Source organism: Nonomuraea indica (assembly GCF_002850745.1).
Classification (GTDB): domain Bacteria; phylum Actinomycetota; class Actinomycetes; order Streptosporangiales; family Streptosporangiaceae; genus Nonomuraea; species Nonomuraea indica.
In genome coordinates, this window is record NZ_PJOK01000049.1 from 186249 (window position 1) to 204799 (window position 18551).

The following is an 18551-nucleotide window of genomic DNA, read 5'->3' on the forward strand; positions in this document are numbered from 1 at the left end:
GGGACACCGGGCTGGGTGTCCCGCCGCCCGCGCTCAGTGGGCCGGCTTGACCAGCGGGAAGAGGATGGTCTCCCGGATGTTCCGGCCGGTGAAGGCCATGATCATCCGGTCGATGCCGGCGCCCATGCCGCCGGTCGGGGGCATGGCGTACTCGAGGGCCTGCAGGAAGTCCTCGTCGAGCTGCATGGCCTCGGGGTCGCCGCCGGCGGCCAGCAGCGACTGCTCGACCAGGCGGCGACGCTGCTCGATCGGATCGTTGAGCTCGGAGTAGGCGGTGCCCAGCTCGGTGCCGAACCCGATCAGGTCCCACTTCTCGGTGAGCAGCGGGTCGTCGCGGTGGGTGCGGGCCAGCGGCGAGGTCTCCAGCGGGTAGTCCATCACGAACGTGGGCTGGACGAGCGTGTGCTCCACCAGCTCCTCGAACAGCTCCTGGACGACCTTGCCCTGCCCCCACTTGGGGTCCCAGTGGACGTCGTGCTTGTCGGCGAGCGCGCGCACCCGCTCCAGCGGGGTGCCGGTGGTGATCTCCTCGCCGACCGCGTCGGAGACGAGGGTGTAGAGGGGCACCCGGGGCCACCGCTCCAGGCCGAGGTCGACCTCGGTGTCACCGTGCCTGACCACGGTGGTGCCGAGCGCGGCGACCACGGCCTTCTGGTACATCCGCTGCGTCAGGTCGGCCATGTCGTGGTAGTCGAGGTAGGTGCCGTAGGCCTCGAGCATGGTGAACTCGGGGTTGTGCGTCGAGTCGGCGCCCTCGTTGCGGAAGTTGCGGTTGATCTCGAAGACCTTCTCGATGCCGCCGACGACCAGCCGCTTGAGGTAGAGCTCGATCGCGATGCGAAGGTAGAGCTCCATGTCGTAGGCGTTGATGTGGGTCCGGAACGGCCGGGCCGCCGCGCCGCCGTGGATCGGCTGGAGCATCGGCGTCTCGACCTCGAGGTAGCCCTCCTCGTGCCAGAAGTCGCGTACGGCGCGCACGGTGGCGCTGCGCACGCGGGCCATCTGCCGGGCCTCGTCGTTGACGATGAGGTCGACGTAGCGCTGCCGGACGCGGGCCTCGGGGTCGGTGAGGCCGATGTGCTTCTCCGGCAGGGGACGCAGGCACTTGGCGGTGAGCTCCCAGCGGTCGGCCAGGATGGACAGCTCGCCGCGGCGCGATGTGATCACCTCGCCGACCACGCCCACGTGGTCGCCCAGGTCGATGTCGCGCTTCCAGGCGGCGAGAGACTCCTCGCCCACCTTGTCGAGCGAGATCATGACCTGGAGGTCGCCGCTGCCGTCGCGCAGCGTGGCGAAGCAGAGTTTGCCGCCCACCCGGTTGAGCATCACGCGGCCCGCGACCGCGACCGTGACGCCGGTGGCGGTGTCGGGCTCCAGGCCCTGGTGGCGCTCCCGGACCTCGGCGTTGGTCGCGGTGCGCGGGAAGTTGACCGGGTAAGGATCGACGCCCTCGCTGCGAAGGCGGTCGAGCTTCTCCCTCCGGATTCGCATCTGCTCGGGAAGTTCGTCGCTCACACCATCAAAGCGTAGGGGATATGGCGAACTGCAAGGGCTCGTCGGGCCACTGAAGGAGCGCTGAAGGGGCGCTGCAAGACCTCTCGCGTACCCATGACTCAGGGACTCCTGGGGGGGACCGGCAGGGTGCCGGCCCGGTGGAGAGTCGGAGGAGAGATCATGATGAAGAAGATCGCGACCGGTCTGCTGGCCGTCGCGGCCACCACCGCGATGGCCCTGGCGCTGCCGTCCGCCGCCGGCGCCACCACGACCGCCACCACCGCCGCCTCCGCGACGTCCGCGGGCTACGACTTCGCCGACTCCTGGGGGCCCGTCCACGCCAGGCACGGCCTGGCCAAGGCGCAGGGCTGGATCGGCGTCGAGTGGGACGACGAGCAGGAGTCCAACACGGTCCACGTCAGGGGCCGGCTGTACGACCTGGACAACCGGACCTACGCCAAGGGCGGCAAGTGCGCGTACGTGAAGTTCCAGGCCGCCGACTTCGACCACGACTGGTCCACCGTCTACACCAAGAAGTACTGCGGCTTCCCCGGCTACAAGAAGTTCCAGTTCGAGACCGACGAGGTCTTCAGCCTGCGGGCCAAGGTCTGCCAGGTGGGCCCGCACGGCGGCCACCCCACCCGGTGCGGTCACTGGAGCTACCTCTACACGGCCGAGACCGAGTAGCCGTCGAGGACCACGAGCGGCCCCCTTCCCGAGCGGGGGGCCGCTCGTCGCGTGTCAGGAGGTGTTGCGCTGGTAGATGAGCCGCAGGCCGATGAGCGTCAGCCACGGCTCGTGGACGTCGATCGAGCGGGCCTCGCCCATCACCAGGCCCGCGTGCCCGCCGGTGGCCACCACGGTCACCTCGTCGGGGTCGTCGGCCAGCTCGGCCGCCATCCGTTCGACGATGCCGTCGACCTGGCCGGCGAAGCCGTAGATGATGCCGGCCTGGAGCGCCTCGACGGTGTTCTTGGCGATGACCGAGCGGGGCCTGATCAGCTCGACCTTGTGCAGCTGGGCGCCCGCCGCGGCCAGGGCGTCCACGGAGATCTCGATGCCGGGGGCGGTGACGGCGCCCACGTACTCGCCCTTGGCCGACACGGCGTCGAAGGAGGTCGCGGTGCCGAAGTCGACGATGACGCAGGGGCCGCCGTACTGGTCGATGGCGGCCAGCGCGTTGACGATGCGGTCGCTGCCGACCTCCTTGGGGTTGTCCATGCGGACCGGCACGCCGGTGCGCACTCCGGGCTCCACGATGACGGCGGTCACGTCGCCGTAGTAGCGGCGGCACATCTCGCGCATCTCGTTGAGCACGCTCGGCACGGTGGAACAGATCGCGATGCCGCTGATGTCGGCTCCCTTGAGCAGCGGGGACTGTCCGAGCAGGCCCTGGAGCACGACGGCGATCTCGTCGGCGGTGCGGCGCGGGTCGGTGGCGAGGCGCCAGTGCTCGATGACGTCCTCTCCCTCGAACAGGCCGAGCACCGTGTGCGTGTTGCCGACGTCGATCGTGAGCAGCATCCGATTACCCCCGTAGGTCCAGTGCGATGTCAAGGGCCGGCGCCGAGTGGGTGAGCGCTCCCACCGCAAGGTAGTCGACGCCAGTTTCGGCCACATCACGGGCCGATTCCAAGGTCAACCCCCCGCTCGCCTCCAGTCGCGCCCGATTTTTCACGATTTGAACGGCAAGAGCTAGGTCCTTGATAGTGAAATTGTCGAGAAGGATCTCCTCCGCGCCCTCGGCGAGCACCGGCTCGATCTGGTCGATCCGGTCCACCTCGACCTCGATCAGCAGGTCCGGGTAGCGGTCGCGGACCGCGCGGAACGCCTCGGCGACGCCGCCCGCGGCCACCACGTGGTTGTCCTTGATCAGGGCCGCGTCCGACAGCGACATCCGGTGGTTGACCCCGCCTCCGCAGCGCACGGCGTACTTCTCCAGCGACCGCAGCCCCGGCAGGGTCTTGCGGCTGTCGCGCACGCGCGCCCGGGTGCCCTCGACCTCCGCCACCCACCTGGCGGTGAGCGTGGCGACGCCCGACAGGTGCGTCAGCAGGTTGAGCGCCGTGCGTTCGGCCGTCAGCAGGCCGCGGACGGGGCCCTCGACGGTCATCAGCACCTCGCCCCTCCTGACGCGCTCCCCGTCCTTGGCCCGGCGCTCGGCACGGTCGGCGCCCAGCCGGACGAAGACGGCCTCGGCGACGGCGAGCCCGGCCACGACGCCGTCGGCGCGGGCGACCACGTCGGCCGCCGCCCGCTGCCCGGCCGGGATCGTCGCCAGGCTCGTCACGTCGCCGGCCTCCTGGAGGTCCTCGGCGAGCGCCCGGTCGAGGAGCGCGTTCACCTCCGCCGGGTCGAGCCCGGCGGAGGTGAGCTCCTGGGCCAGGCGCGCCGGGACGGTGTCGACGTGCGGCGTGTAGGTCATCTGCAGCCCCTCCTCGGTCAGGGTCACGTCCAGGTGACCCAGCCATTCGTCGTCGTCCCGCTCCGGGTGGTCCTCTCGCCAGTGCGAGCCGCGCGTCTCCAGCCGGGCGGCCGCGGCGGCGGCGAGCACGGTGGCGACGGTGAGCAGGTTCGTCGTCTCCCAGGACTCGGTGCAGGGCGCCACCCGGACGGGCGTCCAGAGGGCGTCGCGCAGCGCCCTGGCGGTGCCGGCCAGGGAGTCGCGGGCCCGCAGGACACCGGCTCCGCTGCTCATGTGCGCCTGGATCCGGGTCCTGGCACGGGGGTCGACCAGACCGCCCGGCGCCGGGCTCGCGACGGGCTCGCCCCGCTCCGGCCGGCCTGCGGCGTGGATGTCCGCGGCGATGCGCTCGGCGAACACCAGCCCCTCCAGCAGCGAGTTCGACGCCAGCCGGTTGGCGCCGTGCACGCCGGTGCAGGCGACCTCGCCGCACGCGTACAGGCCCTCGACGGACGTGCGCCCCCTCAGGTCGGTACGGACGCCGCCGCTGGCGTAGTGGGCGGCCGGGGCGACCGGGATCGGCTGGTGGACCGGGTCGATGCCGTGCTCGCGGCAGACGGCGTAGATGGTGGGGAACCTGGACCGCCACCGCTCCTCGCCGAAGTGACGGCCGTCAAGCAGCATGTGGTCGCGCCCGCTCTCGCGCATCTTGCGCATGATGGCCTTGGCCACCACGTCACGCGGGGCCAGGTCGGCCAGCTCGTGCACGTCGCGCATGAACGCCGTGCCGTCGTGGTCGACGAGGATCGCGCCCTCGCCCCGGACCGCCTCGGAGATCAACGGCTGCTGGCCGGTCGAGCCCTCGCCGAGCCAGAGCACCGTGGGATGGAACTGGACGAACTCCAGGTCCCGGACGACCGCCCCGGCCCGCAACGCCAGCGCCACGCCGTCACCGGTGGAGACGACGGGGTTGGTCGTGGCGGAGTAGACCTGGCCCATGCCGCCGGTGGCCAGGACCACGGCGCCGGCGTGCACGGCGCCCACGCCGTCGCGCGCGCCCTCGCCCATGACGTGCAGCGTCACGCCCCTGGCCCGGCCTTCCGCGTCCTTGAGCAGGTCGAGCACCAGAGCGTGCTCGACGACCTCGATTGCGCTCGCCCGCACCGCCTCGACCAGGGCGCGCTGCACCTCGGCGCCCGTGGCGTCTCCGCCGGCGTGCACGATGCGGTCGCGCCGATGCCCGCCCTCGCGGGTGAGCTGCAGCCGCCCGCCGTCGGTCCGGTCGAAGCGCGCGCCCCGCGCCATCAGCCGTCGCAGGGCGTCGGGCCCCTCGGTGACGAGCGTCCGCACGGCCCGCACGTCGCACAGGCCGACGCCGGCGAGCAGCGTGTCGTTCAGGTGCTCCTCGGGGGTGTCGTCGGGATCGAGCACGGCCGCGATGCCGCCCTGCGCCCACCGCGTCGAGCCGGAGGAGAGCACGTCCTTGGTGACGACCAGGACCTTGGCGGTGGGGTCGAGCTCGGCGTACCGCAGCGCCACGGTGAGCCCGGCGATACCGGAGCCGACGACGACCACGTCGGCCTCCGCGACCCAGCCGGGAGCGGGAGCGGTCAGCCGCAGCGGGATCGCGGGTGCACTCATGGGGGTCCCCTTGTCAGCGTGATTTCGTCACAATGACGATAACGCCTGCCGTCCGATGCCCCGACCCCGGGGAGGGGCTACAGCGTGACGACGACGTTGTCGATGAGACGGGTGGTGCCGACCTTGGCGGCCACCGCGAGCACGGCCTCCCCGGCGTAGGAGTCGGGCACCTCGGTGAACGTGGCCGGATCGACGAGCACCAGGTAGTCGACGGCCAGCGCCGGGGGCGCCTCGTCCAGCACCGCCCGCGCCGCCGCCCGGACCGCAGCGGGCGTGGACTGCCCGGCGCCCGCCCTCAGGGCGCGCGACAGTGACAGGGCCACCCCTCGGTCGCCGGCGGACAGGTAGCGGTTGCGGCTCGACAGGGCGAGCCCGTCGGGCTCGCGGACGGTGGGCACGCCGAGGATCTCGATCGGCAGGTCGAGGTCGGCGACCATGCGGCGGATCAGGGCGAGCTGCTGGGCGTCCTTCTGACCGAAGACCGCGAGGTCGGGGCCCACCAGATGGAACAGCTTGAGCACGACCGTGAGCACGCCGTCGAAGTGGCCCGGCCGGCTGGCGCCCTCCACGAGCGTGCCCATGACGCCCGAGCTGACCCCGACCTGGCGGTCGGGGTGGTACATGGTCTCCACCGAGGGGGCGAACACCACGCTCACGCCCTCCTCCCGGCACGCCTCCAGATCGGCGTCGAACGTACGGGGGTAGCGCGAGTAGTCCTCGTTCGGCCCGAACTGCAGCGGGTTGACGAAGATGCTCACCACGACCTGGGCGGCACGACCGCGGGCCGCGCGGATCAGCGCGCGGTGGCCCTCGTGCAGCGCGCCCATCGTGGGCACCAGCGCCACCCGCCCCTCCCCTCGGGCCTTGACCAGGTCGGACCGGTCCTCGGCGACGATCAGGTCCATATGTTGCCTCCCAGCGCGTCCAGCAGGCGCTCGGCCTCCTCGGGCTTGAGCAGCCCGGCGGCGAGCGCGCGGTCGGCCGTGAGCCTAGCGAGCGCGACGTAGGCGTCCGCCGCCTCGGGTGCCGCGAGGATGAGCGCGTCCACGTGCTTGCGCACGGTGCCCGCGTCGCCGCGCACCACGGGGCCGGTGAGCCCGGCGATGCCCAGCCGCAGCACGTTGTCCAGGGCCGCGCCGAGCAGCGGGCCGAGCATCCGGCCGGGATGGTCGACGCCGATGCGCCGCAGCAGCTCCGACGACTCGGCGATGAGCGTGACCATGTGGTTGGCCGCCCCGGCCAGCGCCGCGTGGTAGAGGGCGCGGTCGGAGTCGGCGATCCACACCGGCTCGCCGCCCATCTCGATGACCAGCGCCTCGGCGATGGGCCGCAGCTGGTCGGGCGCCGTCACCCCGAAGGAGCAGCCGGTGATCCGGTTGAGGTCGTCGTCGCGGCCGGTGAACGTCATCACCGGATGCAGCGCGAAGGGCAGCGCCCCCATCCTGGAGGCCGGCTCCAGCACCGACAGGCCGTAGGCGCCGCTGGTGTGCACGAGCAGCTTGCCCCGCAGCTCGACCCCGGTGGCGGCCAGCCCGTTCACCAGGTCGGGCAGCACGTCGTCGGGCACCGTGAGCAGGATCAGCTCCGCCGCCGCGACCACGTCCTCGGGCCGTACCGGCACGACACCCAGCCGCTCGGCGGCCCAGCGGATCGAGGCGTCGGACACGCCGCTCGCCGCGACGACCCGGTGTCCCGCCTGCGCGAGCGCCGCGCCGAGCGCGGAGCCCACACGACCTGCTCCCAGCACCCCGACGGCCAGCCGTGCCGGCCGATCGTTTGCGTCCATGACGTCCACCCCTGTCGACCTGATGGCACTGCCGCCCAGCGTAACGGCCCAGCCTGACTGCGCACGTGACGGGGGTTTTGCCGCATGTTGAGTTAGCGACAAATGCGACAAGGGAAGACGAGTCGGTGCACCCCCTGTCGGAAGAGATGAGGAGAGGGGTTGACCGGATGGCAGCGGGCGCCGAGTTCACCGCCGGACCCGACGCCCGCCCCTGACCAGGGGCCCCTCGGGAGGTGCGCGCTCGCGGCCGGCCGGCCGCCGACCGGGCCGGCCCGAGGACGGAGCCCGGATCCGCCGACGGCCCGGGCTCCCCGTCCTGTCGCGCCGTCCCGCGACGACCTCTCAGCCGACGCCACGGGCGACATCACGGGGGCATCGCAAAGCCGGCCGTACGAGCACCACAACGCGCGGTCATGTGAACGCGTCACGTGGCCGGGCTGATCATGAGATAGTCCAGGCATGTGGCTCACCTGGCGTGCCGCGATGGAGCGTGCGCTCTACGGCGAGGACGGCTTCTACCTGCGCGAACGCCCCTCGGGTCACTTCCGCACCTCGGTCAGCGCCTCCCCGGCGTTCGCCGGGGCGGTCCTCGGGCTGCTGATGGAGGTGGACGCCGAGCTGGGCGGGCCGCCCGTGCTCGACCTGGTCGACATCGGCGCCGGCGAGGGCCTGCTGGCGGTTCACGTGCTGGAGGCGGCGGACCCGAAGCTGCGCGAGCGGCTGCGCGTCACGGCCGTCGAGCTGTCCCCGCGACCCGCCGGCCTGCCCGAGCAGATCACCTGGAGTGCCACCGTCCCGCCCCGGATCCACGGGCTGGCCATCGCGAACGAGTGGCTGGACAACATCCCGCTCGACGTGGCCGAGCAGACCTCCGACGGGCCGCGCCTGGTCATGGTGGACACCCGTACGGGCGAGGAGCGGCTCGGCGACCCGCCGGGACCCGCCGAGCGGGCGTGGCTCGACCGATGGTGGCCGCTGACCGCCCTGGGCGCGCGCGCCGAGCTGGGCGGGCCCAGGGACGCCGCCTGGGCGTCGGTCGTGTCCCGGCTCGTCCGGGGCCGGGCGATCGCCATCGATTATGCACACCCTGTGGATAACCGTCCGGCACATGGGACGCTCACCGGATACCGTGACGGCTCGGTCGTGACGCCCATACCGGACGGCACCTGCGACATCACGGCGCATGTGGCGCTCGACGCCTGCGCCGAGGCCGGCGAGCGGGCCGGTGCGATATCCACAACCTTGTCCACACAGCGCGCGGCGCTGCGGGCGCTGGGCCTCACCGGCAGCCGCCCGCCTCTGGAGCTGGCGCGGCAGGATCCGCACGGCTACCTGCGGGCGCTGGCGCGCGCCTCGCAGGAGGGAGAGCTGATCGATCCGAACGGGCTGGGCGGCTTCGGCTGGCTCGCCCAGACCCGCTGATCGACCCGAACGGGCTGGGCGGCTTCGGCCGGCTCGCCCAGACCCGGTGATCGACCCGAACGGGCTGGGCGGCTTCGGCCGGCTCGCCCAGACCCGGTGATCCGCTCCCGAGGCCGCTAGGAGACCGCGAGGTCCAGCGAGTGGAGCCCGCGGATGACGTAACCGGGCTTCCACTCCGGCTCGCGGACCAGCTCCAGCCGGTCGGCCCGGTCCAGCAGCGCCCCGAACGACTCGATCAGCTCGATGCGGGCCAGCGGCGCGCCGAGGCAGAAGTGGATGCCCGCGCCGAACGAGATGTGCGGGTTGTCGGCGCGACCCACGTCGAGCCGGTCGGGGTCGGCGAACACCTCGGGGTCCCGGTTGGCCGAGCCGAACAGCAGCGCCACCTCGGTCCCGCGCGGGATCCGGGTGCCGTGCACCTCGATGTCCTCCAGCACCCACCGCTCGAACATCTGCAGCGGGGTGTCCCACCGCATCAGCTCCTCGACCGCCGTGGGCAGCAGGCTCCGGTCCGCGCGCAGCCGGGCCAGCTCGGCGGGGTTGCGGAACAGCGACCACCAGCCGTTGCCCGTCACGTTCACGGTGGCCTCGTGGCCCGCGTTGAGCAGCAGCACGCAGGTGCCGACCAGCTCGTCCTCGGTCAGCTCGTCGATCCGGGCGAGGGCCGAGATCAGGTCGTCGCCGGGGCGGGCGGCGCGCTCACGGGCCAGTTCCCTGAGGTAGCCGGCGAACTCGTCCGCCGCCCGGACCGCCGTGTGCTGCGCCTCGGGCGACGGGTTGAGCTCGTACATGCCGCAGATGTCCGCCGACCAGGGGCGCAGCAGCGGGCGGTCGGCCTCGGGCACGCCCAGCATGTCGGCGATGACCGTCACCGGCAGCGGCTCGGCCACCTCGGCGATCAGGTCGCCGCCGCCCTTCTCCACGAACGTGTCGACCAGGCCGGCGGCGATGGCCCGGACCCGGGGCCGTAGCGACTCGACCATGCGCGGCGTGAACGCCCGCGAGACCAGACGGCGCAGCCGGGTGTGGACCGGCGGCTCGACGTCGAGCATGCCGGCCCTGACCACCCGCCAGAACGGCTCCTGGAAGTCCGGCTCCGCCGCCCGCCCGAACTCCTCGTGCGTGGCCACGTGGAGATAGGACCGGCCCAGCCGGCGGTCCCTGAGCAGGGCGTTGACGTCGGCGTACCGGGGGATCAGCCACTGTCCCGTGGGCTCGAAGTAGCTGACGGGCGCCGCACGCCGCAGCTCGGCGTAGGCGTCGTAGGGGTGGGCGACGAAATCCGGATTCCAGGGGTCAAAGCGCACACCCTGCATCTTACGGAGTGACCTGCCGCTGCTTGGCGTGCCGGCTCCGCATCCGGATGTTGAGCATCTCGACGACGACCGAGAACGCCATCGCGAAGTAGATGTAGCCCTTGGGGATGTGCTGGTCGAGCCCCTCGGCGATGAGGACCACGCCGATGAGCACGAGGAACGCCAGGGCCAGCATCTTGATGCTGGGGTGCCGGTCCACGAACCTGCTGATCGGCCCCGAGGCGACGAGCATCACGAGGACCGCCACGATCACCGCCGCCACCATCACGCCCAGCTCGTCCACCATGCCGACCGCGGTGATCACCGAGTCGAGGGAGAAGACGACGTCCAGGATCATGATCTGGACGATGACCGAGGCGAAGGAGGTGGCGGCCCTCTTCTTGCCGTCGTCTCCCTTCAGCTCCATGCTGTGCCCGATCTCGGTCACGCTCTTGGCGAGCAGGAAGAGCCCGCCCAGCAGGAGGATGAGGTCGCGCCCCGATATCTCCTGCCCGAACACCTCGAACAACGGCTCCGTCAGCCGCACCACCCACGACAGCGCCAGCAGCAGGAGCAGCCGCGAGATCAGCGCGGCCCCGAGACCCAGCACCCGCGCCCTGTCGCGCTGCTCGGGCGGCAGTTTCCCGGCCAGGATGGAGATGAAGATGATGTTGTCGATGCCGAGCACGATCTCCAGGGCCACAAGGGTGAAGAACCCTATCCAGATCTGCGGGTCTGTCACCCAGTCCAACATGTCCTACCTCCGTTGCTCTTAGGGGGGTGTACCCGAGGGCAACGTCTGAAGCCTCCCGATAGTTCGCGGTTGCGAGTCACGGGCGGGTGTCGGTTATAGTGCAGCTCGTAGGTCATGAGCGCCAGCGCCAAGCCCCGGCTCGCTGGCCGGCAACCCTCGCGTCCGCGGCGGGGTGCCCCGGGTGAGGACCTGGTCCGTCACGAGGTGTGGCGGGCAAGCGCGGGCTCCATGGCTACTTCCGGGGGCCCGATGGCCCCGTAGGAGGTTTCGCCGTGTCCACTCTGACGATCTTCGGTTCCGTGCCCGCCCAGGCCGCCGCGTCCCAGGACGCCCAGCCCGCCGCGCCCCAGGACGCCCAGCCCGCCGCGCCGCGCCCCGTCCCCGCCGTGCTGGGCGCCGACCTGGAGGTGCCGGTCAAGGGCGGCCGGCTGGTCGGGTACGCCAACCTGGACTACGCGGCCAGCGCCCCCTGTCTGGAGCCGGTCAGCGCCGCCGTCGCCGCCGCGCTCCCGGCCTACTCCAGCGTGCACCGCGGCGCGGGGTACGCCTCCCAGCTCACCACCGCCCGCTACGAGCAGGCCCGCCACACCGTACGGGCGTTCGCGGGCGCCCGCCCCGACGACGCCGTGATCTTCACCCGCAACACCACCGACGCCACCAACCTGCTCGCCCGCTGCCTGCCCGAGGGCACCACCACGGTGGTCTTCGACAGCGAGCACCACGCCTCCCTGCTGCCCTGGGAGCGGTCCGTACGGCTGGCGCCGCCGGCGTTCCCCGGTGCGGCGGTGCGCGCGGCCGACGAGGCGCTGGCCGCCGTCGACGGGCCCAAGCTGCTCGTGGTCACCGCCGCCTCCAACGTCACCGGCGAGCTGTGGCCGATCGCCGCCCTGGCGCACATCGCGCACCGCCACGGCGCCCGCATCCTGGTGGACGCCGCCCAGCTCGTGCCGCACCGGCGGCTCAACCTGACCGCTCTCGACCTGGACTACGTCGCCTTCTCCGGGCACAAGCTCTACGCGCCGTTCGGCGCCGGCGTGCTGATCGGGCGGCGTGACTGGCTCGCGGCGGGCGAGCCGTACCTCAAGGGCGGCGGCGCGGTCCGCGCGGTGGGAACCCCCGGTGAGGGGCCGGAGGGCGTCGACTGGCACGACGACCCGGAGCCGCGGCACGAGGCGGGCACGCCGAACGTGCTGGGCGCCATCGCCGTCGCCGCCGCCTGCGACGCGCTGACCGCCACCGGCTGGACCGCGCTCGTGCGCGAGGAGGAGCGGCTCGTCGCCCGGCTGCGCGCCGGGCTGGCCGCCGTCGACGGGGTGCGCGAGCTGTCGCTGTGGGGGCCTGACCACCCGCGCGTCGGCATCGTCTCCTTCACCGTGGACGGCATCCCGGCGCGGGAGGTCGCCGAGGTGCTGTCCGCCGAGTACGGGATCGGCGTGCGCGACGGGAAGTTCTGCGCGCACCCGTTCCTGCGGCACCTGCTGGGCGAGTCCGGCGGCGGCTGCGAGGACGGCACGGCGTCCGCGGTGCGGGCGTCGATCGGCATCGGCACCACCGACGAGCACGTCGACCGGCTGGTCGCGGCCGTGCGCGACCTGGCCTCGCGCGGGTAGCCCGGCTCAGCGGTTGGGTGGCCTGCGCTTGGTGGGGTCGTCGGTGAACATCGAGTCGATGGCGTTCATGTCCTCGCGGGTCAGGTCACCCCGTGGGGCGGTGCCCTGCGGCGGCACACCGCCGCCCCCGCCCGCCGGGACGCCCTCCCTGTCCAGGCGGCGCCGTTCCCTCTTGCGCGACCAGGCGCCGTGGATGATCCCGTCGATCCCGATCCGGCCACCGCCCGCTCCCACGAGCATGAGGCAGAGCGCGGCCAGCCCGGCGGCGAACTCCCAGCCGCCCTCGTTGACGAACATGCCGTTCGGGGCGTGGACGAAGGCGATGGCGCCGAGCCCCACGACGAACCAGGCGAGCGCCGCGAGCCGTACCAGGAAACCGATGATCAGCAGGATGCCGCCGATCACCTCGGCGGCGATCGTGAACGCGGCGGCGACCTCGGGTAGCGGCACCCCGGTCTGGGTGAACTGCTGCGTCGTGGCTTCCAGACCGCTCTGCCACTTCTGCCAGCCGTGCGCCACGAGGATCACGCCGAGCGTCACGCGCGCGACGAGCGCGGCGACGTCGAACACAAACCTCTTCATGGTGGTTTCTCCCCCCGTTTCCTGGTATATGTCCCCCTGCCGGGATCCGGGAAGCGCGTCCATACCGTTCCTTGACCCTCCCCCGCGCTGGATCGCCCTGTTGACCGGTGGCAGCATGGCTCTATGACGGAACGCGTGGTCGGCATCGGCGCGGGCGCCAAGGAGCTGGCGACCGAGGACATGATCCTCAACATCGGCCCGCAGCACCCGTCCACCCACGGCGTGCTCCGGCTGCGGCTCACCCTCGACGGCGAGCGCATCACCGCCGCCGAACCGATCATCGGCTACATGCACCGGGGCGCCGAGAAGCTGTTCGAGGTGCGCGACTACCGGCAGATCATCATGCTGGCCAACCGGCACGACTGGCTGTCCGGCTTCGCCAACGAGCTCGGCGTGGTGATCGCCGCCGAACGGATGCTCGGCATGGAGCCGCCGGTCCGCGCCGTCTGGTCGCGCACGCTGCTGGCCGAGCTCAACCGGGTGCTCAGCCACCTGATGTTCCTCGGCTCCTACCCGCTGGAACTGGGCGCGATCACTCCGGTCTTCTACGCCTTCAACGAGCGCGAACGCATCCAGGCCGTCATGGAGGAGATCTCCGGCGGCCGCATGCACTACATGTTCAACCGCGTCGGCGGGCTGAAGGAGGAGCTCCCGTCCGGGTGGCTCGACCGCGTGTCGGAGGCGGTCGCCGAGACGCGCCGCCGCGTCCCCGACATCGAGGACCTCATCCTGCACAACGAGATCTTCCTCGCCCGCACCCGGGGCGTCGGCGTCCTGAGCCGCGAGCAGATCATGCAGTACGGCGTCAGCGGGCCCATCGCCCGCGCCTCCGGCGTGGACATCGACCTGCGCCGCGACGAGCCGTACCTCGCCTACCCCGAGCTGCCCGTGAAGGTCGTCACCCGTGACGCCGGCGACTGTCACGCCCGCTTCGAGGTGCTGCTCGAGCAGCTCAAGGTCGCCCTCGACCTGGCCGACGCGTGCGTCGACCGGCTGCGCTCGCTGCCGCCCGGCCCGATCAACCAGCGCCTGCCCAAGGTGCTGAAAGTGCCCGAGGGCCACACCTACGCCTGGACCGAGAACCCCCTCGGCATCAACGGCTACTACCTCGTCTCCAAGGGCGACAAGACGCCCTGGCGGCTCAAGCTCCGCTCCGCCTCGTTCGGCAACATCCAGGTGCTGCGGGAGATGCTGCCCGGCCACCTCGTCGCCGACATGGTGGCCATCCTCGGCTCGATGTTCTTCGTCGTGGGCGACATCGACAAGTGACCACCCGAGAGCAGCCCCCGGGCGCCGCCGTGGCGCCGCGCGACAAGTACGTCGACTGGTTACGCGCGCTCAGCCTCATCGTCGTCGTGGTCTGGCACTGGGCGTTCACCATCCTGGAGTGGGGGCCCGGGGGCCCGGAGCCGACGAGCCCGCTCGGCTTCACCTCGGGCCTGTGGATCCTCACCTGGCTGCTGCAGGTGCTGCCGCTCTTCTTCTACGTCGGCGGGCACGTGCACCTGCTCTCCTGGCGCCGCGCCGGGGCACGCGGGACCGGCATCGGGGCGTTCGTCTGGCGGCGCATCCGCGCGCTGGCCGTCCCCGCGCTCGCCCTGGCGGGCGTCTGGGCCGCCGCCGGCGCGATCGTGACCTGGGCGGTCCCGATCGACTGGATGTGGCGGGTGGTGCTGCTCGTGCTCAGCCCGCTGTGGTTCCTCGGCGTCTACATCGTGCTCATCGCCCTGCTGCCGGTCGCGCTGTGGCTGCACCGCCGCTACGACGTGCTGGCCCTCGTCTGGCTCGGCGGCGCCGCGCTGGTGGTCGACGTCGTGCGGTTCCGGTACGGCGTCGGCTGGGTGGGCTGGCTGAACATGGTCGTCGTCTGGGGCCTCGCCCACCAGGCCGGGTTCTTCTACGAGCGGATCGTCGCGCTCCCCCGCCGCTACGACGTCGGCGTGCTCTGGACGGGGCTGTTCGCCCTGTTCGGGCTGGTGTACTCGGGCATCTACCCCGGGTCCATGGTGGGCGTGCCGGGCGACAAGTGGTCGAACATGGCGCCGCCGACGTTCGTCATCGTGGCCCTGCTGATCTTCCAGATCGGCATCGTCGAGGTGCTGCGGCCGGCGATGGAGCGCCTGCTGGACAAGCCCGGCTGGCGGCGTGTCAACGAGACGATCAACCGGTTCGCGCTCCCGCTCTACCTCTTCCACACCACCGGGATGGCGATCGCGCTCGGGATCTCCTGGTGGCTGTTCGGCTCGCTGGGCCAGAAGGTGCCGCCCGACCTGTGGTGGTGGCTGGAACGCCCGATCGCCGTCCTGGGCCCGCTGGTCTGCACCCTGCCGGTCATCTACCTCTTCGGCCGCCGCCGCCCACGTGCCGAACAAGCGCACGACAAACGTTGAACAACGTCCTATCCCGGGGAAGCATGGCGAACATCGGCTTCCGGGCGACGCCCGAGGACGAGAGAATCATCAGGGCCGCCATGGAGGAGGGCGAGCGGACCAGCGACGTGATCCGGCGCGCTCTCCGCCTGCTGGAGCGGGAGATCTGGCTCAAGCAGGCGCATGCCGACGCCCGGCGCCTGGCGACGGAAGACCTGTCGGACGAAGCGGACGCCTGGTGATCCGGGGCGCGGTCTACCGGGTGGACCTCGGCGACGCCGAGCGAGGGCACGAGCAGCGCGGGCGGCGTCTTGGCCTGGTGCTCAGCCCTACCGACATGTCCTGAACGGTCGTCACCATCGTCCCCGGCTCCACCAGCGCGCAGCCCTCGGTCTTCCGGCCGGAGGTGGAGTTCGGCGGACAACGGACGCGGTTCCTGGCCGACCAGATCCGCACCGTCGACACCTCGTTCGTCCGCGGGGAACCCGTCCACTACCTCGGGCGGGACGAGATCGCGGAGGTCGAGCGTGCCGTGGCGCGCTATCTCGGGCTCTGATCCTCCGGGTCCTTCGGGATGCGGCAGGAGTTCTCCAGCCACAGGGCCGCGCAGACGAGCGCCACGAACGCCAGGAACGAGCCCGTCGCGACGAAGAACTCCGTGCGCGGCGTCTCCCGCGTGAACAGCTGCACCGTGTGCAGGGCGAAGCCGGCGAAGACGCCGCCGAGCCCCGCCCCCGCGTAGGCCGACGCCTTGGCCAGCGCCGCGAGACGCGCCACCGCCAACGGCTCGACCGGCTTGGTGCCGGGCCTGCGGTCGATGCGCGCCTTGGTCGCCCACGCGCTGTAGGCCTCGCCGATGGCCAGCAGCAACGCCGTGGGGATGGCGGTCCACGGCATGATGGGCAGCTCCGAGTAGAACTGCCTGACCAGGATCCACGTGACGAGCGTCACGACGAGGACGATGCCGACGAGCACGCCGGGACGAGTGGCCCTCAATCGGGCCTCTGCAGCTTGAGGTCGCCGCGCAGCGACACGCCCTGCTGGTCGAGGCCGGCCAGCAGCTCGCTGATCGGACCGTGTCCGGGCAGCCGGCCTTCGGGGTCGGCCTCCGCCCAGGGCACCAGCACGAAGGCCCGCTCGTGCGCCCGCGGGTGCGGCAGCGTCAGATCGGGGTCGTCGCAGACCACGTCACCCACCATGATCAGATCGACGTCGAGCGTGCGCGGGCCCCAGCGCTCCAGACGCTCGCGGCCGAAGGCGTTCTCGACGCTCTGCGCCCGCTCCAGCAAGGTGCGGGGCGGCAGGCTGGTCTCGACGATGACGATCGCGTTGAGGTAGGGACGCTGGCCACCGGGCCCGCCCACCGGGGCGGTCTCGTAGACGGGCGACACCGCCACGAACTCCAGACCGGGCGCGTCGAACAGCGTGTCGATGGCTCCCTGCAGCGTCTCGAAACGCCGGCCGAGGTTGCTGCCGAGAGAAAGGACGCATTTCATGGGCGGCTCCGCTCGATCGTCACGATCACATCGTCGAACGGCAGGGGAATCGGGGCGGCCGGCTTGTGCACGCTCACCTCCACCGCGAGCACCGGCTCGTAGGCCAGGCACACGTCGGCCAGCCGCTGCGCGAGCGTCTCGACCAGCTGGACGGGCTCGCCCTCCACGACCTTGACCAGCGCCTCGGCCAGCTCGCCGTAGTGGACCGTCCGGGTCAGATCGTCGGTCGCCGCGGCGGGCGCGGTGTCGAGGAACAGCGTGGCGTCCACCACGAACTCCTGCCCCAGCTCGCGCTCGGCAGGCAGCACACCGTGCCGGCCACGGGCCCGCAACCCCTTCAGCGCGATGCGGTCAGCGCTCAAGCTCGCCGTCCTCCTCCTCGTCCTCGTCGCCCTGCAACACCGGGGAGCCGTGGTGCATCCACAGGCGCCAGCCCTGCGGCGTGCGCACGTAGACGTTGCTGGCCACCACCTTGCCGGCGGCGAAGCTGGCCTCGCCCTCCTCCCCGGCGGTGAGGATGTTCTCGACGCAGGTGAGCACCGCCACGTCGCCGAGGACCGTCGTGTTGACGTCGGTCAGCACGAACTGGATGTAGGTGGTGTTGGCCATGATGAGCGCCCACGAGCGCAGCACCTCGGACCGGCCGGCCAGCAGGGTCCAGCCCGGATGGACGCAGGTCACCCGCTCCTCGGCGGTGTCCTCGGCCCAGATCTCCGTCATCCGGTCGAGGTCGCCGGCCTCGATCGCGGTGTAGAAGTCCTGGTTGACCGTCTCGATGGCGGCAGTGTCGACGCTCATGTATCGGCTCCGGCTCTCTTCCATGCGGCGGCCACGCGTACGGCGTCGGCGCTGGGACCGACCTGGTGAACCCTGACGCACCACGCGCCCTCCCTCGCCGCCAGCGCGGTGACCGCCAGGGTCGCGTCGTCGCACTGGTCGAACGGGCGGGGGGCGCCGTCGGCGCCGGCCAGCAGCCGCCCCAGGAACCTCTTGCGCGAGGCCCCGATGAGCAGCGGATAGCCCAGCTCGGCCAGCTGTGGCATGCCGGCCAGCAGCGCCCAGTTGTGCTCGGCGTTCTTGGCGAAGCCCAGGCCCGGGTCGAGCACGATCTGCTCCTCGGCCACACCCTCGGCCAGCACCAGATCGACCCGCTTGGCCAGCTCCTCGCGCACCTCGGTCACCACGTCGGCGTAGACGGCACGGCTCTGCATGTCATGGCTGTGACCGCGCCAGTGCATCACGACGTAGGGGACGCCGGTGGCGGCGACCACGCGCGGCATCTCGGGGTCGGCCAGGCCGCCGCTCACGTCGTTGACCAGCCGCGCCCCGGCCTCGACGGCGGCCCTGGCGACCTCGGCCCGCATCGTGTCGACGCTGACCGCCACGCCCTCCGCGCTGAGCGCCCGGATCACCGGCACCACGCGGGCCAGCTCCTCCTCCCGCGACACCCGTGCGGCGCCCGGCCGGGTGGACTCGCCGCCCACGTCGACCAGGTCGGCTCCCTGCTCGACCAGCTCCAGGCCATGCTCGATGGCGGCCCGCTCGTCGAACCACAGCCCGCCGTCGGAGAACGAGTCGGGCGTCACGTTGACCACGCCCATGACGAGGCACCGCTTCTCGGCGGACAGACCCGGCACGCTAGTCATGGGCCAAGCCTAGGCGCTTGCCCATACCTGTTGATGTCATGGGTCCCCCATT

The 18551-nt window shown here is 71.8% G+C and carries 21 protein-coding genes and 1 riboswitch; of the genes, 8 read left to right on the top strand and 13 right to left on the bottom strand.

Going from position 1 to position 18551, the window contains the following annotated elements:
* Window positions 1–33: 33 nt before the first annotated feature.
* Window positions 34–1515: a bifunctional lysylphosphatidylglycerol synthetase/lysine--tRNA ligase LysX gene (gene lysX / locus CXR44_RS35810; protein ID WP_281260320.1), complete on the bottom strand. Its 1482-nt coding sequence runs from the start codon at window positions 1513–1515 to the stop codon at window positions 34–36.
* A 159-nt stretch (window positions 1516–1674) separates the two neighbouring features.
* Here lysX and CXR44_RS35815 point away from each other — a divergent pair, with 159 nt between their 5' ends.
* Window positions 1675–2181 (top strand): hypothetical protein, encoded by a 507-nt coding sequence (locus CXR44_RS35815; protein WP_101790575.1) that lies wholly within the window; start codon window positions 1675–1677, stop codon window positions 2179–2181.
* 54 nt (window positions 2182–2235) lie between these two features.
* Here CXR44_RS35815 and CXR44_RS35820 read toward each other — a convergent pair whose 3' ends face one another.
* The 4 genes from CXR44_RS35820 to CXR44_RS35835 all read right to left on the bottom strand — a co-directional run bounded on the left by CXR44_RS35820 (window position 2236) and on the right by CXR44_RS35835 (window position 7325).
* Entirely contained in the window at window positions 2236–3018 is a 783-nt protein-coding gene (locus CXR44_RS35820; protein ID WP_101790576.1) for a type III pantothenate kinase, read from the bottom strand.
* Window positions 3019–3022: 4 nt separating this feature from the next.
* The gene (locus CXR44_RS35825; RefSeq protein ID WP_101790577.1) at window positions 3023–5539 is read right to left on the bottom strand and encodes an L-aspartate oxidase; all 2517 of its coding nucleotides are present in this window, start codon (window positions 5537–5539) and stop codon (window positions 3023–3025) included.
* 77 nt (window positions 5540–5616) lie between these two features.
* Window positions 5617–6444, bottom strand: coding sequence for a pantoate--beta-alanine ligase (gene panC, locus CXR44_RS35830; RefSeq protein ID WP_101790578.1), 828 nt, complete (start codon window positions 6442–6444; stop codon window positions 5617–5619).
* Window positions 6435–7325 carry a Rossmann-like and DUF2520 domain-containing protein gene (locus CXR44_RS35835; RefSeq protein WP_101790688.1) on the bottom strand — a complete coding sequence of 297 codons (891 nt, stop codon included), beginning with the start codon at window positions 7323–7325 and terminating at the stop codon, window positions 6435–6437. Before CXR44_RS35835 ends, panC begins: the two co-directional genes overlap by 10 nt.
* A 459-nt stretch (window positions 7326–7784) precedes the next feature.
* Between CXR44_RS35835 and CXR44_RS35840 the strand changes: the two genes are divergently transcribed.
* The gene (locus tag CXR44_RS35840; RefSeq protein WP_101790579.1) at window positions 7785–8747 is read left to right on the top strand and encodes an SAM-dependent methyltransferase; all 963 of its coding nucleotides are present in this window, start codon (window positions 7785–7787) and stop codon (window positions 8745–8747) included.
* A 116-nt stretch (window positions 8748–8863) separates the two neighbouring features.
* On the opposite strand, the gene CXR44_RS35845 is transcribed toward CXR44_RS35840, so the two are convergent.
* A complete protein-coding gene (locus CXR44_RS35845) occupies window positions 8864–10063 on the bottom strand; it encodes a cytochrome P450 (protein WP_101790580.1) in 1200 nt (399 codons plus the stop codon).
* A 1-nt stretch (window position 10064) separates the two neighbouring features.
* Entirely contained in the window at window positions 10065–10796 is a 732-nt protein-coding gene (locus tag CXR44_RS35850) for a TerC family protein (protein WP_101790581.1), read from the bottom strand.
* Window positions 10797–10906: 110 nt separating this feature from the next.
* A riboswitch (SAM riboswitch) is annotated at window positions 10907–11022 on the top strand.
* A 46-nt stretch (window positions 11023–11068) separates the two neighbouring features.
* Between CXR44_RS35850 and CXR44_RS35855 the strand changes: the two genes are divergently transcribed.
* Window positions 11069–12406, top strand: coding sequence for an aminotransferase class V-fold PLP-dependent enzyme (locus tag CXR44_RS35855; RefSeq protein ID WP_101790582.1), 1338 nt, complete (start codon window positions 11069–11071; stop codon window positions 12404–12406).
* Window positions 12407–12412: 6 nt separating this feature from the next.
* Here CXR44_RS35855 and CXR44_RS35860 read toward each other — a convergent pair whose 3' ends face one another.
* Window positions 12413–12988, bottom strand: a complete 576-nt coding sequence (locus CXR44_RS35860; RefSeq protein WP_101790583.1) for a DoxX family protein — start codon at window positions 12986–12988, stop codon at window positions 12413–12415.
* Window positions 12989–13111: 123 nt separating this feature from the next.
* Here CXR44_RS35860 and CXR44_RS35865 point away from each other — a divergent pair, with 123 nt between their 5' ends.
* Genes CXR44_RS35865 through CXR44_RS41875 form a run of 5 tightly spaced genes read left to right on the top strand, consistent with a single transcriptional unit; the run spans window position 13112 to window position 15913 of the window.
* Window positions 13112–14257: an NADH-quinone oxidoreductase subunit D gene (locus CXR44_RS35865; protein WP_101790584.1), complete on the top strand. Its 1146-nt coding sequence runs from the start codon at window positions 13112–13114 to the stop codon at window positions 14255–14257.
* Entirely contained in the window at window positions 14254–15378 is a 1125-nt protein-coding gene (locus tag CXR44_RS35870; RefSeq protein WP_101790585.1) for an acyltransferase family protein, read from the top strand. Before CXR44_RS35865 ends, CXR44_RS35870 begins: the two co-directional genes overlap by 4 nt.
* 23 nt (window positions 15379–15401) lie before the next feature.
* Window positions 15402–15599: a hypothetical protein gene (locus CXR44_RS35875; RefSeq protein ID WP_101790586.1), complete on the top strand. Its 198-nt coding sequence runs from the start codon at window positions 15402–15404 to the stop codon at window positions 15597–15599.
* Window positions 15596–15703 carry a type II toxin-antitoxin system PemK/MazF family toxin gene (locus CXR44_RS41870; protein WP_281260321.1) on the top strand — a complete coding sequence of 36 codons (108 nt, stop codon included), beginning with the start codon at window positions 15596–15598 and terminating at the stop codon, window positions 15701–15703. The genes CXR44_RS35875 and CXR44_RS41870 overlap by 4 nt, the downstream gene beginning before the upstream one ends.
* A gap of 60 nt (window positions 15704–15763) precedes the next feature.
* Window positions 15764–15913: a hypothetical protein gene (locus tag CXR44_RS41875; RefSeq protein ID WP_281260322.1), complete on the top strand. Its 150-nt coding sequence runs from the start codon at window positions 15764–15766 to the stop codon at window positions 15911–15913.
* On the opposite strand, the gene CXR44_RS35885 is transcribed toward CXR44_RS41875, so the two are convergent.
* The 5 genes from CXR44_RS35885 to folP are packed head-to-tail and all read right to left on the bottom strand — an operon-like array spanning window position 15898 to window position 18499.
* Window positions 15898–16353, bottom strand: a complete 456-nt coding sequence (locus CXR44_RS35885; protein WP_101790587.1) for a DUF3180 domain-containing protein — start codon at window positions 16351–16353, stop codon at window positions 15898–15900. The genes CXR44_RS41875 and CXR44_RS35885 overlap by 16 nt on opposite strands.
* Window positions 16350–16853: a 2-amino-4-hydroxy-6-hydroxymethyldihydropteridine diphosphokinase gene (folK, locus tag CXR44_RS35890; RefSeq protein ID WP_101790588.1), complete on the bottom strand. Its 504-nt coding sequence runs from the start codon at window positions 16851–16853 to the stop codon at window positions 16350–16352. Before folK ends, CXR44_RS35885 begins: the two co-directional genes overlap by 4 nt.
* Complete coding sequence (folB, locus tag CXR44_RS35895) at window positions 16850–17215, bottom strand: dihydroneopterin aldolase (protein ID WP_101790589.1); 366 nt, start codon at window positions 17213–17215, stop codon at window positions 16850–16852. The genes folK and folB overlap by 4 nt, the downstream gene beginning before the upstream one ends.
* Window positions 17205–17651 carry a nuclear transport factor 2 family protein gene (locus CXR44_RS35900; RefSeq protein WP_101790590.1) on the bottom strand — a complete coding sequence of 149 codons (447 nt, stop codon included), beginning with the start codon at window positions 17649–17651 and terminating at the stop codon, window positions 17205–17207. Before CXR44_RS35900 ends, folB begins: the two co-directional genes overlap by 11 nt.
* Window positions 17648–18499: a dihydropteroate synthase gene (folP, locus tag CXR44_RS35905; protein ID WP_101790591.1), complete on the bottom strand. Its 852-nt coding sequence runs from the start codon at window positions 18497–18499 to the stop codon at window positions 17648–17650. The genes CXR44_RS35900 and folP overlap by 4 nt, the downstream gene beginning before the upstream one ends.
* Between the last annotated feature and the right edge of the window lie 52 nt (window positions 18500–18551).

Bases quoted from the DNA above. Each gene is read 5' to 3' on its own strand.
- CXR44_RS35815 (WP_101790575.1), top strand. From the start codon at position 1,675: ATGATGAAGAAGATCGCGACCGGTCTGCTGGCCGTCGCGGCCACCACC.
- CXR44_RS35820 (WP_101790576.1), bottom strand. From the start codon at position 3,018: ATGCTGCTCACGATCGACGTCGGCAACACGCACACGGTGCTCGGCCTG.
- CXR44_RS35825 (WP_101790577.1), bottom strand. From the start codon at position 5,539: ATGAGTGCACCCGCGATCCCGCTGCGGCTGACCGCTCCCGCTCCCGGC.
- panC (WP_101790578.1), bottom strand. From the start codon at position 6,444: ATGGACCTGATCGTCGCCGAGGACCGGTCCGACCTGGTCAAGGCCCGA.
- CXR44_RS35835 (WP_101790688.1), bottom strand. From the start codon at position 7,325: ATGGACGCAAACGATCGGCCGGCACGGCTGGCCGTCGGGGTGCTGGGA.
- CXR44_RS35840 (WP_101790579.1), top strand. From the start codon at position 7,785: ATGTGGCTCACCTGGCGTGCCGCGATGGAGCGTGCGCTCTACGGCGAG.
- CXR44_RS35845 (WP_101790580.1), bottom strand. From the start codon at position 10,063: ATGCAGGGTGTGCGCTTTGACCCCTGGAATCCGGATTTCGTCGCCCAC.
- CXR44_RS35850 (WP_101790581.1), bottom strand. From the start codon at position 10,796: ATGTTGGACTGGGTGACAGACCCGCAGATCTGGATAGGGTTCTTCACC.
- CXR44_RS35860 (WP_101790583.1), bottom strand. From the start codon at position 12,988: ATGAAGAGGTTTGTGTTCGACGTCGCCGCGCTCGTCGCGCGCGTGACG.
- CXR44_RS35865 (WP_101790584.1), top strand. From the start codon at position 13,112: ATGACGGAACGCGTGGTCGGCATCGGCGCGGGCGCCAAGGAGCTGGCG.
- CXR44_RS35875 (WP_101790586.1), top strand. From the start codon at position 15,402: ATGGCGAACATCGGCTTCCGGGCGACGCCCGAGGACGAGAGAATCATC.
- folK (WP_101790588.1), bottom strand. From the start codon at position 16,853: ATGAAATGCGTCCTTTCTCTCGGCAGCAACCTCGGCCGGCGTTTCGAG.
- CXR44_RS35900 (WP_101790590.1), bottom strand. From the start codon at position 17,651: ATGAGCGTCGACACTGCCGCCATCGAGACGGTCAACCAGGACTTCTAC.
- folP (WP_101790591.1), bottom strand. From the start codon at position 18,499: ATGACTAGCGTGCCGGGTCTGTCCGCCGAGAAGCGGTGCCTCGTCATG.